At 32.6% G+C, this 18,552-nt stretch carries 16 protein-coding genes; 6 read left to right on the top strand and 10 right to left on the bottom strand.

Annotated features, from left to right (window positions below; translation table 11 throughout):
- The first annotated feature begins 86 nt into the window (after positions 1-86).
- Both lysA and dapF read left to right on the top strand, forming a co-directional pair.
- Entirely contained in the window at positions 87-1,385 is a 1,299-nt protein-coding gene (gene lysA, locus QMD61_07665) for a diaminopimelate decarboxylase (GenBank protein MDI6724509.1), read from the top strand.
- Positions 1,386-1,388: 3 nt separating this feature from the next.
- The gene (gene dapF / locus QMD61_07660; protein MDI6724508.1) at positions 1,389-2,258 is read left to right on the top strand and encodes a diaminopimelate epimerase; all 870 of its coding nucleotides are present in this window, start codon (positions 1,389-1,391) and stop codon (positions 2,256-2,258) included.
- Between the two features lie 509 nt (positions 2,259-2,767).
- Here dapF and QMD61_07655 read toward each other — a convergent pair.
- From QMD61_07655 to QMD61_07645, 3 genes are all read right to left on the bottom strand, one after another.
- Positions 2,768-3,403, bottom strand: coding sequence for a hypothetical protein (locus QMD61_07655; GenBank protein MDI6724507.1), 636 nt, complete (start codon positions 3,401-3,403; stop codon positions 2,768-2,770).
- Positions 3,404-3,549: 146 nt separating this feature from the next.
- A complete protein-coding gene (gene cobJ, locus QMD61_07650; protein MDI6724506.1) occupies positions 3,550-4,611 on the bottom strand; it encodes a precorrin-3B C(17)-methyltransferase in 1,062 nt (353 codons plus the stop codon).
- Positions 4,612-4,684: 73 nt separating this feature from the next.
- Positions 4,685-5,206: a hypothetical protein gene (locus QMD61_07645; GenBank protein ID MDI6724505.1), complete on the bottom strand. Its 522-nt coding sequence runs from the start codon at positions 5,204-5,206 to the stop codon at positions 4,685-4,687.
- 141 nt (positions 5,207-5,347) lie between these two features.
- Here QMD61_07645 and QMD61_07640 point away from each other — a divergent pair, with 141 nt between their 5' ends.
- Together QMD61_07640 and QMD61_07635 are read left to right on the top strand one after the other, a co-directional pair.
- Positions 5,348-6,850 (top strand): DNA-directed DNA polymerase II small subunit, encoded by a 1,503-nt coding sequence (locus QMD61_07640; GenBank protein MDI6724504.1) that lies wholly within the window; start codon positions 5,348-5,350, stop codon positions 6,848-6,850.
- A 27-nt stretch (positions 6,851-6,877) separates the two neighbouring features.
- Positions 6,878-7,465 carry a class II aldolase/adducin family protein gene (locus QMD61_07635; GenBank protein ID MDI6724503.1) on the top strand — a complete coding sequence of 196 codons (588 nt, stop codon included), beginning with the start codon at positions 6,878-6,880 and terminating at the stop codon, positions 7,463-7,465.
- A gap of 162 nt (positions 7,466-7,627) precedes the next feature.
- On the opposite strand, the gene QMD61_07630 is transcribed toward QMD61_07635, so the two are convergent.
- The 3 genes from QMD61_07630 to QMD61_07620 all read right to left on the bottom strand — a co-directional run bounded on the left by QMD61_07630 (position 7,628) and on the right by QMD61_07620 (position 10,024).
- Positions 7,628-7,876, bottom strand: coding sequence for a UPF0147 family protein (locus QMD61_07630; protein ID MDI6724502.1), 249 nt, complete (start codon positions 7,874-7,876; stop codon positions 7,628-7,630).
- 159 nt (positions 7,877-8,035) lie between these two features.
- The gene (locus QMD61_07625; protein MDI6724501.1) at positions 8,036-9,028 is read right to left on the bottom strand and encodes a cobalt-precorrin 5A hydrolase; all 993 of its coding nucleotides are present in this window, start codon (positions 9,026-9,028) and stop codon (positions 8,036-8,038) included.
- Positions 9,029-9,091: 63 nt separating this feature from the next.
- Positions 9,092-10,024 carry a cobalamin biosynthesis protein gene (locus QMD61_07620; GenBank protein ID MDI6724500.1) on the bottom strand — a complete coding sequence of 311 codons (933 nt, stop codon included), beginning with the start codon at positions 10,022-10,024 and terminating at the stop codon, positions 9,092-9,094.
- Between the two features lie 133 nt (positions 10,025-10,157).
- Between QMD61_07620 and QMD61_07615 the strand changes: the two genes are divergently transcribed.
- Positions 10,158-10,646, top strand: coding sequence for a DUF2299 family protein (locus tag QMD61_07615; protein MDI6724499.1), 489 nt, complete (start codon positions 10,158-10,160; stop codon positions 10,644-10,646).
- Between the two features lie 2,651 nt (positions 10,647-13,297).
- Positions 13,298-14,446: an orc1/cdc6 family replication initiation protein gene (locus QMD61_07610; protein ID MDI6724498.1), complete on the top strand. Its 1,149-nt coding sequence runs from the start codon at positions 13,298-13,300 to the stop codon at positions 14,444-14,446.
- Positions 14,447-14,674: 228 nt separating this feature from the next.
- Here the strand turns inward: QMD61_07610 and pyrB are convergent, their stop codons facing one another.
- The 4 genes from pyrB to QMD61_07590 all read right to left on the bottom strand — a co-directional run.
- Complete coding sequence (gene pyrB / locus QMD61_07605) at positions 14,675-15,589, bottom strand: aspartate carbamoyltransferase (GenBank protein MDI6724497.1); 915 nt, start codon at positions 15,587-15,589, stop codon at positions 14,675-14,677.
- Positions 15,590-15,668: 79 nt separating this feature from the next.
- Positions 15,669-16,397 (bottom strand): tRNA (adenine-N1)-methyltransferase, encoded by a 729-nt coding sequence (locus QMD61_07600; protein MDI6724496.1) that lies wholly within the window; start codon positions 16,395-16,397, stop codon positions 15,669-15,671.
- A 62-nt stretch (positions 16,398-16,459) separates the two neighbouring features.
- Complete coding sequence (locus tag QMD61_07595) at positions 16,460-16,672, bottom strand: hypothetical protein (protein MDI6724495.1); 213 nt, start codon at positions 16,670-16,672, stop codon at positions 16,460-16,462.
- A gap of 193 nt (positions 16,673-16,865) precedes the next feature.
- Positions 16,866-18,552, bottom strand: a 1,687-nt coding sequence (locus QMD61_07590; protein MDI6724494.1) for an ERCC4 domain-containing protein, incomplete at its 5' end; no start/stop codon positions are given.

Genomic DNA, 18,552 nt, shown 5'->3' with positions numbered 1-18,552 from the left:
TAAATATTCAATATTTACTTCTTTTTGGAGGTTATCAAAATTGAAGATTTTGGAACCCCCAAATATTTCATATTTGGAGGAATTTGATGGATTTTGATATTAAAACTAATGAAAAAGGAAATTTGAGCATTGGTGGATCCGATGCAGTGGAACTTTCACAGAAATATGACACTCCCCTTTACGTGATTGACGAAGAAAGAATTAGAGATAACTATAGAAGAGTTTATGGAGCATTTTCAAGTCAATATAATGATTTTAAAATATTCTATGCATGTAAAGCAAATACAAATCTTGCAGTAATGCGAATTTTAGAGCAGGAAGGTAGTGGCATTGATGCAGTATCTCCTGGAGAGATTTATACATCACTTCTTGCAGGCTTTGATCCTGAAAGAATTCTTTACACTGGAAACAATGTAACCGATGAAGAACTTAAGTTTGCGGTAGATTCTGGTGTTATAATTAATCTTGATTCAATTTCAGCTCTTAATAGGCTTTCAAAACTCACTGATCCTGAAAAAGTTAAAATATCCTTCAGAGTAAACCCTAAAGTCGGCGCTGGGCACCATGAACACTGTATAACTGGCGGAGACCTATCTAAATTTGGTGTGATGGAGGAAGAAGCTGCTGAAGTCTACAGCTTAGCCCAAGACCTTGGATTTACACCTATTGGTATTCACACCCACATAGGTTCTGGAATATTGGATCCTGAACCATTCATGCTCGCAGTTGAAACTCTCATGGACGTTGCAGGAAGGGTGAAAGAGCAGTCTGGAGTTAAATTTGAATTTATTGACTTTGGAGGGGGACTTGGAATACCATACACTCCAGAAGAGTCTAAATTGGATATAGAAACCTTTTCAAAAGAAATAACTGACCTGTATAAGGATAAATTAAACGAATACAATCTTGGAAAGCCGACAATGTGTATTGAACCAGGCAGATACATAGTTGGAGATGCTTCAATCCTTCTTACCAAAGTAAACACTATAAAGCAGAGTTACAGGAAATTTGCTGGTGTTGATGCAGGTTTTAATACATTGCTAAGGCCTTCAATGTACGGATCATACCACCATATTGTGGTTGCTAATAAACCAAACGCGGAAAATACCCAGAATATAGATATTGCAGGAAATGTATGTGAATCGGGCGATTTATTCGCAAGAGACAGACCAATGCCTGAAATTGAAGAAGGAGATATCCTTGCAATCTTTAATGCAGGAGCTTACGCATTTTCAATGTCTTCACAGTACAATTCACGCCCAAAAACAATGGAAGTTCTTGTAAATAATGGTGAAAGCGAAGTTGTAAGGGAAAGAGAAACCTTTGCCGATGTTCTAGCCAATCAAAATGTGCCTGTAAGACTACTAAAAAATAATGAGGATTAAATGATGACTTTAAAAGAAATTCAGTTTTCAAAGATGCACGGACTTGGAAATGACTACATTGTAATTGATGAGACAAAAGAAGAAATAATTCCTGAATCAAAGAAGAATGAAGTTTCAGCAGAGCTCTGCAGACGTGGTTTTTCTATTGGAGCAGATGGAGTAATATTTGTATGTCCATCTAAAACTGAAGACATACGGTTTAGAATCTTTAATTCCGATGGTTCTGAAGCTGAAATGTGTGGAAACGGGATAAGATGCTTCGCCAAATATGTATATGATAGAGGAATTATTAAAAAAGAGAAAATCAATGTTGAAACACTTGGTGGCATCAAAATAGTTGACATGCAGGTTAAAAATGGCGAAGTAGCATCATCTAAAGTAGACATGGGTAAAGCCACATTTAAAGCATCTGAAGTTCCAATGATAAGTGAAAATGAGGAGTTTTTAGATGAAAAATTAAATGTAGAAGGAACATCTTATAGAATGACAGCTGTAAGTGTTGGAAATCCTCATGCAGTAATTTTCACTGACGACATAGATGCAGTACCATTAAATGAAGTTGGACCTGCCATTGAAACCCATGAATCTTTTCCACAAAAAACCAACGTCCATTTTGTTAAAATATTAAGTAAAAATGAAATAAATATGACCACATGGGAAAGAGGTGCTGGTTTTACTTATGCTTGCGGTACTGGAGCCACTTCATGTGTTTTATCAGGATTTAAGCTTGGTAAGCTTGATAATAACGTTCTGGTCCATCTTCCAGGTGGAGATTTAAGAATTGAAGTTTATGAAGAAGATGGAACCCTTGGGGCATTTATGGAAGGAGATGCTGTCCTGGTTTTTGACGGTGTTATTGAACTCAAGATTTGAGTTCAATGCCTATCAAATTCGAAGAATTTGATAATGTAATCGAAATTAATATATATTTCAATTTACGTCCAAATCGAAGATTTGGACAATGTTATTGAACTTAATATATAATTTTAGAAAACGCAAAGCATGCAAAAAAAAGAAGTTTTTTGCTGTGTAAAAAACCTTTATTTTTTACAATATTTTCTAACTCTTGAAACGATAGCATGCGAATATCAAAACACAAAGTGTTTGGAGTGCAAAATGAAGTTTTGCTAACTTCGATTCGTTGCATCGAAAATTTCAATTTTCGAATAGTTTCAAGTTTACGAACTCTCAAAACCTGCGGTTTTGGAGCACGGAAAACGGAGTTTTCCGTAAGCTAAGTATCGTAATTCCCAAAAATCAAAGCATGAAAAATCAAAGATTTTGACAGAAATTTGAGGATTTCAACGGCCTGTTAAATTATCTTTAAATCTGATAATATAGTTGAAATACCATTTAAACCATAAATATGGATTTATTTGCTTCTATTCACCAGTTAATACCATATACAACATTATTTTTCCAGTAGAAGTCATTGCATAAAAATCTTCAAGTTCCTTTACTTTTTCCAGTAGATCTGTAGCATAGTAGGGGTGCTTTTTTTCATCTCCAACTTTAAATTTTTTAGTTTCTATGAATTTCAAAACACCCATACTGGAAAGTTTCTCCAAATACTCCTTCGCCTCTTCTTCTTTAATTCCAAACTCTTTATTTACTGATTTTGGATCTATAAAACCATGACAATCAGTTAATTTAAGTATTTCACCTTCAGTACTGGTTAATTGGCCAGATCCAATTATTGGGATTTGTTCAAGCTCTCCACTGGCCATTATATATGTAGGGTTCATTAAATTCATCTGTACAAGCCATAAGAGATACATTCCGGCTTTATCAGGCTTAAAAACATTTACAAAGCCATCTTCAGTGTTTAAAATTCCATTGAATACATGGATTATTTTTTCAAAGTCATCTTTTACCCTTATATTTTCCATTTCAATATCAAAATCTGTGAATTTAACCTTTTTTGAAGATATAATAACTATTTTATCTGGTTCAATTTCCTGTAAAATTTTTTTCACATTTTCTTTGCTTTTAATATTTGTTATAAGTATTTTACTCAAAATTACAGCCTCCTTTAAAATACAGGTAATGAAGATCAGAGATTTGTAATATTAAATATAAAGTTAAAAGTAATATTTATTATTTTTTAAGATCTTAAAGAATTAAGAATTAAAAATAAAAGCAAAATAAACAATTTAAACTTAATTTATTGAGTGTTCTGAATGCATTCCCTTCTTAATTTCAGGAGCTCTTTTTTCTTATCTTTAAGGTCTTTAACTTCATTAACAATTTCACAGAATCTGGGCATTATGCATTGAACTGTTTTATCTTCATGTATCCATGTGCAGTCCTGGCAGCTCCATACACCCTTATCTTTTATCCAGCGACCTCCAGTGGAGCTATCTCCACAGGGATAGAAAGGACAGTAACAGAAGGTGCAGTTTTCGCCCGCTTCATGGCAGGGATAGAAATCACATTCCAGATTAGGCCCTTCAACAATCTCTCCCTCTAAAAAGCGTTCATAAAACTCCCTGGAAAGTGGATGTATTGAAGATCTGATTACATAACCTCTCGGAGTAATCATGAACCCATCCTGGACATAAGTCATTGAATTTCCTATAATTATGGTTGTGGACATGTTTATTTCATGATTTTTAAGATCTTCAAGGGTAGTTACAGTTATATGAACATCACCATCATTACTACGCACGATTCCCACTGGAGTTGAAGGTTTTTTTTCCTCAAGCAATATTTTATAAGCTTCTTCAAAAGGTTTCTTCCTGGTCTTGCTCAGGGGATTATAAATAGCTATTACAAAGTCTCCTTTAGATGCAAATTCAATTTTGCGCTTTATTTCAGATATGGGGGTTAAAATATCACTTAAACTAATAACCGCAAAATCGTGGAGGGGTGCTCCAAGTTTTGACGCGGCAAAAGTAGCTGCTGTGATCCCTGGAATTAATTCCACCTCAATATCAGTATACTTGCCAATTAACTGAAAAATCACATTTCCCATTCCAAAAACACCAGGATCTCCTGAACTTATTATAGAAACATTCATTCCTTCCCTTGATTTCTGAATAGCTAGCTCTGCTCTTTCTATTTCATCGCCCATACCCTTTTTAATAACTTCTTTACCTTCGAGCAAATCTTCTATGGGCTTAATATATGTCCTATAAGCGATTATCACATCTGACTCTTTAATAGCATTTAAAGCTCTTATACTTATATCTTCTCGAGAAGGTCCAATGCCTATGACTTTAATCATTACTACACCTGCTTAAAAATAAAATATTTAAAAAAATAAATTTAAATTTGTTAACCCAGTAGTGGTTTAAACTTCATTGAGCGTATACCTTCTTTAAAGAGGTTATTTTAATGGTGTTAACATTAATTTCAACCCCTCTTGTCTTCTTTTTGGCTGTGGCTGTGGCTGTAAGTGAATATTTTTCGGTAGCAGTAATTACTATTTGCCCACCTGTCTTATTTCCAGTAGTAGCCCCGCCAGAAACTGTGTCTTTATATCCCTCTGCGTTTATAGTAACTAATATTTCTTTCTTACTCATGTCATCATCTGAAGTTGCAGTCATTGTCTCTAAATTTACACCATTTAGACCTGTTTTATTTTTAAGGGTCTGAATCACTGGATCTCCATTTAATATTTTAAGGGTATTGGTTGAATTGCCGTCAGAACCGAAGCTGATACTTTCCCATATAGCGGCTAATTTACTGGTTTGCATGTCTATAAGACTTCCAACATCCGGAGGTTGGGAAGTAACTATTGTATAGGAACTGAAAAGCCCTGCTTCAAAGAATAATCCAAAGAGTAAAAGGAAAAGTATAAATTTTATGATTCTTGGCAATTTATCACCTGATTATTAGTATTTCTCGTATTTTTAATTTATCTTTGCTGTTGATTAATTTTAATTTTTTGGTTAAAAACTAGATTTAATATTATAATATGATTATAAATATACATACAAAAAGCTTTGCACGGGGTAGCCATGAACAACGATATCATTGTTAAGTTCACCAATGCAAATATCTTGGTAAACGATAAAGCATACGAACGCATAAAAAACCATGAAAATTCTCATAACGTTACAGATTCTCTCATCGAAGAGTTGCTGTATTCTAATGAAGATATTTTTGTTTTAACAGAAGAAATACTGGATAAATTCCTAAAAGAAAAGGATTCAGAAAATATTATAACTGATGATGAAACTGCTGGTGATTTAACCCCCTCTAAAAACATATCCAAACCTCCCCAAAAGAAATTTTCCAGTGGAAGGCCATTCGATTTCCACGTTATTCAGGATACAAGCAGAAAATCCTATACAAGCGGGGAAATTAAAGATTTTTCATCCTACTTCAAAAGCAGGTTCGAAAAATTAAGAGGATTTTTAGATAAAAGAGGAGAATTAAAGGATCACCGCCCTATAAATAGAATTAGAAACACCGAAGATGTAGTTAAGATAATAGGAATGGTAAATGATGTTATAAACACTAAGAATAACCATAAAATCATTGAATTGGAAGATGAAACTGGAAATATTAACATATTAATTCATAACGAGAATCATAAGCTCTTTGAAAAGTCCGAACTCATAGTAAAGGACGAAGTTATTGGGGTTATAGGTAGTAAAAAGGGAAATTTTGTAATAGCATCAGATCTCGTTCATCCTGGTGTTCCCCGGATTGACGAAAAACCAATGGACTTTTCAGCCGTTTTTATCAGCGATGTACATATTGGAAGCTCCACTTTCCTAGGAGATGCTTTCAATAAATTCATTAAATGGATAAATACAGACTTTGGAGATAATGAACAGGTTAAAATCGCTGAAAATGTCAAATATTTAGTTGTAGCTGGAGATGTGGTGGATGGAATTGGAGTTTATCCTCATCAGGAAAAAGAACTCACTATCAAAGACATTTATCAACAGTATGAAGAAGCTGCAAGACTGTTTGGAGAAATTAGAAATGACATAAAAATAGTGATAGCCCCAGGAAACCACGATGCAACACGTTTAGCTGAACCACAGCCCTCAATATCTGAAGAATATGCTAAATCTTTATGTGAGCTTAAAAATGTGGAATTTGTAAGTAATCCAGGGATTGTGAGCCTTGATGGAATTAATACACTAATATATCATGGAAGAAGCTTTGATGATCTTGCCATGACAATTAAGGGGCTTTCTCACCAGGAATCAGACCTGATTATGAAAGAATTACTTGAAAAAAGGCATTTAGCCCCAATTTATGGTGAACGAACCCCTCTTGCATCTGAATATGAAGATCATTTGGTCATCGAAGAAATTCCTGACGTTTTCCATACAGGTCATGTGCATATTAACGCTTATAAGAAGCATAAAGGCATTCACATGATTAACTCAGGGACATTCCAGTCTCAGACAGAGTTCCAGAAGATCTACAACATTATGCCCACATGCGGTGAAGTTCCCGTTCTTAATAAAGGGGTTTTAAAACTTTTAAAATTTACAAACTAAATTTTTTTTCTGATTCAGGGGATTAAAATGGATAAAGATGGAATTATAAAGGAAATTATTAGAGTATCTCATTATATTTACAAAAAACATCTTGTACCGGGTAAATCAGGGAATATAAGTGCCAGATTTGATGAAAATGGTGTTCAAAAAGTGGCAATTACGAGAAGCGGTATTGCTAAAAAAAATGTAACCCAGAACGATATCATAATCATTGATCTGGATGGAAATGTGTTGGAAGGGGATAAAAAACCTTCTTCAGAGACATTTTTACATCTCGGTATTTATAAAAATAGAGATGACATAATGGGGATTGTCCATGGGCATCCACCTTATGCAACAGGCTTTTCAATGTCTGATAAGCCATTAAAACGATTAGAGGGTTTTGGTGTAATTAAAAATCCTGTTATTCCTTTTGTAAAGTACTCTAAGCCTGGAAGCGATGAACTGGCAAAAGATACAGCACAAATAATGAAAAATGAGGATGTGGTAATTTTAAAAAATCATGGACTTGTTGCAGCAGGTGTCGATCTGGATGAAGCTGCCATTCTCGCTGAATTTATAGAAGATATAGCTAAAACTCAGTTTATAGCCAATGCCTTAAATTCAATCAGTTAAAATAAATTAGAACTTGGACTTATTCCATCCATCTCATATATGAGATTAGCTGGCTTTTAGGAAAATTTAAAAAAATACGATAAAATATGACATGATAGCTTTTTACGATATATTATAATCAAAAAATTAGTGAAATTAATGAATATTTAAATTAAATTAGTCTTAAATAGACTCTAATTCGCTTAAAATATTCCAAATAAGCGTTCTTGCATGAATAGGGATGTTAGGGTCATTACTGATTTCATCAAGTATTGAAATCACCGTACTTGCACGCACAGTAGGATCTTCATCATCCTTAGCCAAAATATCTTTAGATTCTTCCGCTGCCCTTCTAATATTCCTTGGGACACTTGTATCTTCCATTATATGATGTAATATTTGATTAACACGATCAAATGCATCTTCACTCATAATATAGCCTCCATAACTACTAATAAAATAATTTATAAAATAGTCTAACTATTATTCTTTATATTTGATAAATAAAAAACATTTTGGTTTTAATAGTTATGTTATCCTCTTTTTAGGAATATGTGATAAATAATTATCTATTAATTTTAATCATGAATATCAATTAGACGACACTGCTAATGCTACTGTAACCCCATTAAACGCTGTTTTTCGGAATATTAACTTTGAACCTTTACCTGCTGCTATCAGTGCTGATGGCTCTGATATTCCATAAACACCGAATTTATCCTTCACAAAATCAGATTTTGAGCACTGCGGATCATTAAAATTTTTAATTTTATCCATGGAAACAATTTCCAGAGGTAAATCAAGTTTCAATGCTGTTTCAATGATTCCTGATTCATGCTGCTTAATTTCAGCCGTTGAAATTGCATCAATCCTCTCAACAAATAGATCAAGCTGGTATATCATGCCCTCAATGGCTTTCTGAACCATAGCCTGCGAAACACCCTTCCGTGCACCTATCCCAGCAACAAGCTTTTTTGGTTTTAAAATTATTTCATTATCTTCAAAAACGGCTTTTAAATGATCATCTACAGATTTATATTCATTATAAGAGCTAGTGATTAAAGGATCATCAAAAATAAAATTAAATCGTTCTGGAATATAGAGATCAGGGGTTTTATCCTCTAAAAGAGCATTGTTTATCCCTTTTATCCTTCCAGGATCATCGATATCAAGGAAATATTTACCTGCAATTGTATCTATCCCAATTTTACCATGGACATCTGTAGCAGTTGTTATAACCGGCTTTGCACCAATAATTTCTGCAGTCTTCAATGCAATGCTATTTGCACCGCCAAAATGACCTGAAAGAAGACTTATAACATGTTTTCCAGCATCATCCATTACAATTACTGCCGGATCCTCCATTTTATTCTTGATCAAACCACATATATTCCTGACAACAATTCCTGCAGCCATAATACAAATTATACAATCATATTCTCTGAAAGCTACCTCTAAAGCATTTTTAACGTTTTTATGGAATATACTTACAGTTATAACAGTAGGATCATCTTCTAAACGGACCGCAAGCCTGAATGCAAGTACCTGTGCATCATCAGTTATTGTAATTATGGCTATTTTCATTATATCAGTAAATATATTTTTTATATAATATAGATTATGCTGTTTAACTGTTCTAATTTAAATTTAAAGAAAGATAAATAAAATTAACAAATAAAGGATAGCTGCTGATAATAAAAACAGCGTTATGGTCATTTTTGAAAGTGATACAGCTTTAGCAACTTTATCGGGGCTTAAAACGTCTATCTCGTCCCCTATTTCATAATAACCTATTTTCTTTAGTTTTATTCCGAGTGCACCTGCTGCAGCGGCCATAGGATACCCTGAATTAGGGCTTTCAGGATTCCTTGCATCACGCATCATAATCCTGTATGCATTCCTCCAGTCCATCCTTAAAAGAGCTGCTGCAATTACAACCAGTATCCCCGTTATTCTTGCAGGAATATAATTCAAAACATCATCCGTCTTTGCCGGAAACCAGCCTATTTCAATGTTTTCAGGAGTCTTATAGCCCACCATAGCATCAAGCGTGTTAATAGCTCTGTAAACAACCGCACCTGGAACTGAAAATATGAATGCATAGAAAAGGGGAGCAATTACAGAGTCTGTGATGTTTTCTGTGAGGGTTTCAATAGCAGCAGATACTATTTCGCTCTGTGAAAGCTCATCTGTATTTCTACTAACAAGATATGACATAGACTTCCTTGCTCTCACTATATCAACATTTAAATCATTTTCAATACCTTCAGCAGCATTATATAAAGCTTTAATGGCAAATGTGATGGATAAAACTACAGCAGAAACCAAGATATAAATAATATAATTAAATGTCAACCAATTGAGTAAGACATAAGTTGCAAGTGTAAAAATCAGTGCAATAATCAATGTTAATAGTATCCCAGATAATTTATTCCTATATTTTATTAAATAGTTCCTGAAGTAGTCAATTAATTTTCCCATCCAGACTACAGGATGTATTTTTGCCGGTGGTTCGCCTAATATGAGATCCAGTATTACTGCAATAAAAATTATGATTATAATGTTCAGTCGAGGGTCCATGAAATTCACTTTTATTTTAGTTAATTCAAAATTTATCCAATAAAATTTATTTAATCTAATATAAGTAAATATATTAACTGTAGATGACAATAAATCAAAAATTATACACTTGAAATTTAACTGGGTGTTAAAAATGTCAAAAATCGAAAATAAAGTTCAAAAATGGCTCTCTGATGAGGGTCTTTTCAGGCAGAAAGTACCAGATGATAACACAAATTTCCATTTCATAATAAATTACCCTGAAGGCCATGTTCTGGATGTTATACAGCCAAAGGGAAAAGATGATTTAATTGTCATAGGTTGTGCAACTAATGTAAGTCCTGAACATGTTTCTAAGATTAATGCACTAACTGATGATAAAAAAGAAAAATTTATCTGGGATTTCAGATTCCTGCTAAACGGTCAGTTTGTTGATTTCCAGCTGGAGCATCCAAATAACGTTTTGCAGAGTTTTGTGATTACAGAAGAAATTTACGAAGATGGTCTGAGCAAGGACAGATTGATTTCAACTGTAAAAAAAATTTTCAGAGCAAAACTACAGGGGATCTGGAAAATACAGAAAAAATTTGGAATAATTGATGAAGAGCAGAAAAACGTTCAACAAGATAATATGTACGTTTAAGCTCTTTATTTTAAATTATAATCTATATTATATGTGATTCCATTTTAGATCTATTTTTATTCTTATTTAATCATTTAAATTTATTATAATCCTTGTTTTTTAAACATTTTTTAGTAATTGAGAGATGCATTTCAAGTGTAAAAAAAATATTTTCATAAATCAAGTCTTTTAGGTTTAGACATCCATTTCAAGTGTAAATAATAAAATTGAATTATAGAATTTATTTTTTCCCAATATTCTATTTCCTTTCTAAATACTTTGTTTAACTTAAAACCAACTAAATCTAGTTTTTCATATTTTTATATGTTTATAAGTTATTAATGAACGAACTAACCTGATTCTAATAGGAATTTAATAAAATAAACCTTTTCAATCTTTTTATGGAAATCATGTGTCAATATTAAAATAAGCTAATTGTTATGCTTGAATCATAAAACATAAAAAAGTTTGTTAGAAACTTTATTCAAGAAAATAAGAATTTAAACAAGTAGATAAATTAAAAGTTAATCTAATTGACTTTGATCAGGGGATTAAAGAAATAGTCTAAAACTCAATTTTTTTCTAGATAATGGATCTAACGTATTGAATGAATAAGAGAATTGAAATTATTTTTTCTCTGAATAATAGACATAATAATTGGATGGATAAAATTTGATAGAACACATTTAATTCTGTTTTTATCTCTAATTTTAATGATATTAATTAAACACTTTTTAGAAACTCAATATTATCACCGAAATAATTTAGTCAATTAAATTCACCTTGTTTTAGCCCATGTTCATAAGATTAAATATTTTACTGTAATTTACTGTTAATAAGTGTTTCAGCAAGTAATACTATTTATTTCTATGAAATACAGGTATAAAACAATTAGAACTGATATTCGCTCTTATTTACTTTAAAAAATAATCAGTAGCCATTAAATCATAAAAATATTTTAATATTCTTTTACACTGGAAATAATTCTCGTTAGGAGTTGCAAAAGTATGTAGTATATTAAAATATGAATATTTAAAACCTTTTAAGGACTGCTAATACGCTCTTAGAAAAATCATTTAATGAAATTATCCTTATACTTAATGTATAACAAAATAAAGAACAAAAAATAAAGCCCATTTGAGAGATAAAATAGACAATTCATTTATATAACCAGTATAAGCTTTTCATTATTTTTTTGACTAAAAAAACACAAATCTAACAGGATCTTTATATTTTTTCAGGAATTTGTTTTGTTTAAAATAATAATTTAAGTTTATAACTTTAAGAGGGAAAGGTCCTGTTTAATATTCTATATTAAATAAATATTCAGCCAGAGGAACTGTATTAAGTTTTATATAAGAAATATATTATTAAATAACAAATCAAAGCCATAATATTGCTTCAAATTGGAATAAATAGATATTCACTCCTATTTGTAAGTGTTCAATCTTATAACTACCTTAAAAATTAAAAAAAATATTGTTATTGGTATTTTACAACACTTAATTTACATTTAAAAAGCTTTATTTATGACATATTGAACATTTTAAATCTAATTTTTAACTTTTATCAGGATCTAATAACTCTTTACAAAAAAATAATAATTTACCCGCCAATTCAATTTTTAACATAAACAAATCTTATAGATACGAATTATTCATATAAAATCTTGAAATAGAAGAAATATAATCCTGGAAAAGCGTAATAATGTTAAAGTGAATCTAGGATGATATGAAAGACAGAGTTTATGAAATGCCCTAATAAGATAAAGGATCTCAACTATAGTTGTGTTATATGTAAATTAAAGTTATATAATTTCGTATGATACTTTTTAATCCATTTCTATTGATTTAGATTAAAAACATGCTCTTTAAAGTAATATTCCAAAGTTTTGAGATCATGGATATATATTCATTTTTCATGGGATGTTTGAATTTTACACTTGAAATGGACGTCATACCATCTATCTTTATAGTAATTACTGACTTATTTTTACATATTGTTTAATAATTCCAATTTTACACTTGAAACATATGTCAAAATCAAAAATAAAATCTTAATTACCTGTGGATGAATGTTAACACTCACAAAACATTTATTTTTATTTATTTACACTTGAAATTCACCTTCTAATATTGAACGTCTTCATAATACACTTGAAACATATGTCTCGATATCTTTATCAGAAAACATTATCAAATTATAATAATTTAAAAACAAGTATATTTTTTTTATATAAAGTGCCTATACAACAGTAATTTACCATAATATATATTTTAACGTCTATTTTTGTATATTAAAGAGCTTTTATTCATTTTTTATCATATAATTCTGATTTGGCAATGGTTTCGTAATAAGAGATATCAATTTAGATATTTTATTTTTTCTTTACACTTGAAATACATGTCTCATTAAAAAAATAGCAAAAGATAGTTCAACCAGAAATGATTACACTTGAAACATATGTCTATTTCCCTTTGAAAGTAATAATTAAAAAATAAAAGGTATTATTTTACAGTGGAAATGCACCTCTCTGTTTGAACATTTATATTGTTGAAAGACAATTTAATAGAATAGAGAAAGATTTCAAGTGTAAAAATCTAAACTCTAAAAATTCTGAAGCTTAATGAATTATTAATTTCAGCTTCTTTTTAACTTAATGAGTGGTATAAATGAATATTTTCGAGGAACTTGGTGAGAAAAATACTGTTTTTAAATATAAAAAATATCTGGATCATCGGTTCTTACCTGATAAATTACCTCACAGGGAAGAACAGATCAGATCTGTGGCAAAATACTGGATTGAGGCATTGAGAAATGTAACTCCACCAGATGTTACCATCTATGGTAAGACCGGTACAGGAAAAACAGCTGTGGCAAAACTTGCAAAGAAACAACTATTACAGGTTGCAAAGGAAAAAAATGTTAATGTACGGGTTGAATATGTTAGATGCACTGATTATACGACTGAATATCAGGTTATAGCTCATTTGTGCCAGCAGTTAGGTCAAAATGTCCCATACAGGGGTTGGACCAAGGCTGAAGTGATTCAGTCATTCAGAAATTTGTTTAAAAAGAATGTGTTTGGAAAAGACCTTATTTTGATTATTCTTCTTGATGAAATTGATATATTGTTAAAAAATGATGGTGATGGTCTTCTTTACACTCTTACAAGAACTGATAACGTTGCAATAGCGTCAATAAGTAACTATGTTGAATTTAAAAAGTTCATAAAACCACGTGTAAAAAGTAGTTTACGGGATCGAGAAATTGTTTTTCCACCATATAATGCTCAACAACTTGTAGATATTCTAAAAGAACGTGCTGAGTTATCTTTCAGGGAGAATGCCCTGGATGATGATGTTATTCCACTCTGCGCAGCTCTTGCAGCTAAGGAAGAAGGCGACGCAAGATATGCTCTGGACCTCCTGAGAACCTCAGGGGAACTTGCAGATGAAAAAAGCTCAGATATTGTCTATGAGGAATATGTAAGAGAAGCTAAGGATTATATTGAACATAATAAAGTTACAGACATTATAATGACATTACCAAGTCAGCAGCAGAAAGTTTTAGAGTCTTTACTCTATCTTACAAAGCGAAAAGAGGAAATAACATCAGGAAGGCTTTATGAAGTTTATAAAGAGTTTTCAAAGGGAGATTCAGTCTCTTACAGGAGGATATTTGACTTTATAAACGAACTGGAGATGCTGGGTTTAATCTCAACCAAAACAATTTCAAGGGGACGTGGAAAAGGTAGAACAAATATTATCGATCTGCAGTGTGAAATAGGCCTTCTTGAAGATGCAATGTGGAGCGCATAAAAAAAATCTTTAAATTTTTTAATTACACTCAAAAATCGTAGCTTACAAACATTTTGTGTTTGAGCAGGCGCATCTACGATTCGCGGCTGCAAAATTTTTAAATTTTGCTTGTTTTTACACTTGAAATTGACCTCTTTTATTTTGTATTTAAAAACTTAGTTGAGCCTGTAATTGAGTACTGAGCTTATTTTAAATAAAAATTTAGTACAATGATTTATCTATGTGTATTTATTTTATCAGTGATTTTAGAAGGGCCATTCTAACAGGTACACCATAAAATGCCTGCTCAAAATATTTTTCATATCTGGTATTATCAACATCATGGGATATTTCATCAACCCTTGGAAGTGGATGCATTACAACAGCATTACTACCTTCAAGAAGGTTGGAATCGATTGTATAAGCTCCCTTTATCTTTGAATATTCTTGCGGATCAGGGAATCTTTCCTTTTGAATCCTGGTAACATAGAGAATGTCTGTTTTATCCAGTATGTCATGGATATCTTCAGTCTCATATACTTCCACTCCACTCTTTCCAAGATCATGGAGAATTTCATGAGGCATCTTCAGTTCTTTTGGAGATACAAAACTAACATCCACATTAAACATTGCAAGTGCGTATGCAAGTGAATGGACAGTTCGGCCATATTTAAGGTCTCCTACAAGTGAGATATGAAGATCATCGATTTTTCCAAAGATCCGTTTCATTGTAAAGAGATCCAGAAGGGTCTGTGTTGGGTGCTGACCAGCCCCATCTCCTGCATTAATCACGGGAACATCAACTATATCAGCTACAAATCGCGCTGTACCTTCCTTATTATGTCTTATGACCAGCGCATCAGAATATTCACCCACTATTCTGGCAGTATCTGTTAAATTCTCTCCTTTGGTAGCCGAACTTGTGCCCGCTTCTGCAAAGCCAATGGTACTACCTCCAAGGCGTTTCATGGCGGCTTCAAAAGAGAGGCGCGTCCTTGTTGATGGCTCATAGAAAAGCATTCCCAACAGTTTTCCAAACAGAATATCCGACTTCTGTTTTGATCTGGCGATGGGTTCCATCTTTGTAGCGATTTTTAAGATATATTCTATATCTTTTTTATCGAAATCCCGTATTGAAATGATATTTTGTTGATTGAAGGCCATAAATACACCATTAAATTATAATTGTTATAATTTCCATTTTATTTTTATCTGAGTTTATTATATTAAATTTAGGGGTATTTTATAAATTTCTTGCAAATGTTAAATATCCAGTATGCCCCACGGCCCTGGTTTTTGGCCTTGTACCCTTATTTTTAACTTCAATTTCGCGTGAAATACATTCAATTGTGGTTAAATTAGAGAATTCATATTTTTTAAGGACCTTATGAAGTATCTGGACCTGTTCAATATACGGTGTGTAAGTTGCAACGTAGCCACTGATTTTAAGGGCAGATTTAGCATTTTCTATAACATCCCATGGTTTGGGAAGATCTAAAAATACCAGATCAATGTCTTCCTCTTCTATTCCATCTAGTATGTCTTTACACTTTATATGTACATTTGTAAGGCCAAATCCTTCAATATTTCGCTTTGCAATTTCACTGAAGTCTTCTCTTATCTCATAAGAGTAAACAGCGCCTTTTTCTCCCACAACATTTCCAAAGTGCAGTGCAGTGGCCCCAGCCCCTGTTCCAGCATCAACCACCCGATCACCACAACCGATTCCTGTATTTGCGATGATGATTCCAATGTCCTTTGGTAGTATTATTGAGCATTTCCTCTCCATTAAATCAATATAATCATTGATATTGGCCTTTAAAACCTTGAAATTATGCCCCATATGTGTTTGCAGTACATCTCCAGGCTTGCAGTTTTCCATATCCTCTTTTTTTATAAAACCGAAGTTAGTGTGAAACTCTTCATCACGGGCAATGTATTTTTTGCCCCTTTCATCCATTAAAATACGCAATATCTTCACTCCTGATTAAAATATCTTTAAAAATAATTAAACTGCCATTTCTTGCTATTTCTTTACAGATTTCTATTTTGTTCATGCTGATGTTTCCTTAATTCTCTTAATCTCTGTAATAACCGTTTTTCATGAGTCTGTTCTTCTAATACTTCATTCTGAAGCTCTACTATTTTTTCTCTACAATGAGCTAAATCATCTTCCAGGTCCTTTATAATGAGTTTCAGTTCTCTTTGGGTTATTTCTCCCCAATCGATTCTAACTATTTCAATCACGTCTCCCATTCTATTAAAGGTCTTCTTATTTAATACTGTAGAGTTTCCCGAATAAATTTATCAAAAAATTAGCTTTTCAATCTTATTTGCAACGTTTTCTTTTATAATTTTCATTCATCTGTTGATTAGTAATAAATTTTTTCTTCTATTTATTATTATTTACATCAATTGTTTAAAATAATTGAGTTCTTAATTATTTGCCCTTTTCATCCATTTCTGTAAGCTTTTTAATTTTCACATCACCAAGTTTTCTGAAGTTTGAACCTAAAACGTCTACTATTTTCTTGGCGATTTTATCTCCAATCCCTTCAACCTTTTTAAGTTCGCCTTCTGAAGCATTTATAACATTTTTAACTGAACCAAATTCTTCAAGAAGCTTTTTAGCAGTAACAGGCCCCACATTAGGCAGTGATTCCACAATAAATAGCTGCTGCTCGTACAAAGTCAATGGTTTCTTCTCCGTTCTAACCTGAATTTCAGATCTATCTTTTAGCTGCTCTCTTATAGCAATTCGTATTAACATGGCTGCAGTATCTTCTTCACTCCTTGTTGGAATTACAGGGATACCGAAGTCCACTGCAAGGGATGCAAGCGCTCCTCTAACAGCATTTGGATGAATAAGGGATGAATAAAGGTCTTCTCCTTCCAGTATTATTACTGGCTTTCTGAAGTTTTCAACGAGTTCCCGCGCCTGCTTGTAAAGTCTTTTATCAATTATTGAACTTATAAAATCCTTTGTAGATTTCCTTTCGATCCCTACTTCGTCGCTAACCTGATAATCAGCCACAGGGAGACTCATTGTTTTAATTTCAACATTCAGCTTATCAAGTTCCCTTAAAACCCTTGAATTACCTTCTCTGGAATCTGCAAAGATTACTGGTCTAAGTTCCCCATCTTCGCCTTCCCTTGGAATGACTTTTACTATTTCTTTTGGCGCTATGTTCCTTTTAACCCTCTTTGAAAGCTGTGATTTCATTCTTTTCTCTTTGTTGATGCTCGTCCAGTAATAAGCTTCATCACGTGTTCCTTTAGTGATTAATATATACATTTTACCTTTATTTTTCCTTCCAGTCCTGCCCCGACGTTGTATCATTCTTATTTCTGATGGTACGGGCTCATAGAGAACCACAAGGTCAACTGCAGGGATGTCTATACCCTCTTCAGCCACGCTTGTAGATATTAAAACATCATAAATGCCCATTTTAAACGCTTTAATTACTTCCTTCTGCTTTTTCTGGGTTAAACCCTTTTCACCCTCTTTTGCTGCCTGGCCAAAGAATTTAACCGCGTTTATGCCTTCTTCCTCGCATTTTTCATATATTCTGTCAACGGTATCTCTAAACTGGGTGAAAACAATTATTCGAGAATCCTTATTTTCTTTAAGCTCTTTTTTTAATACTTTAGCTAATTTATCAAGTTTAGGGTGCTCAATTCCTTTTTCATAGGCTATTTTTGTAAGGCTGATCGCTTTTTTAAAGTTTTCATCCACAAGAAGGCTCTTTGCAGCCTTGGTTTTCTTTTTCCTGAGCCTTTCAAAGTATTTATTCAAGGTGCTGATTCCCTGAGTTTCCAGGAGCTCCAGGGAATGCTGAATATTTATAACTGCTGTAAGCACTGAAACAGCGTAATAACATTTTTTAGGGGGATGGGTGCTTCTTGCAATCCTGTTTTGGGCGGCACCTTTAATTTTAAGGACTTCTCTTTTCCCGATATTAACGGATTTGATAATTCCCATTCTCTTTAGGGTATCAAGTCTGACTTTCAAAGTGGCATCAATTGCTTCTTTTATTTCTTTAAGCTCTTTATTTAATTCTAATTTAATCCATTTAACTTCAACCGGGTTAAAGTAGGGAGCTACATCATTATCATCTTCGCTTTTA

It is taken from the genome of Methanobacterium sp. (assembly GCA_030017655.1).
Taxonomy (GTDB): domain Archaea; phylum Methanobacteriota; class Methanobacteria; order Methanobacteriales; family Methanobacteriaceae; genus Methanobacterium_D.
Note: the sequence above shows the minus strand (reverse complement) of the source record. Positions and strands in the feature narration are given on the sequence as shown.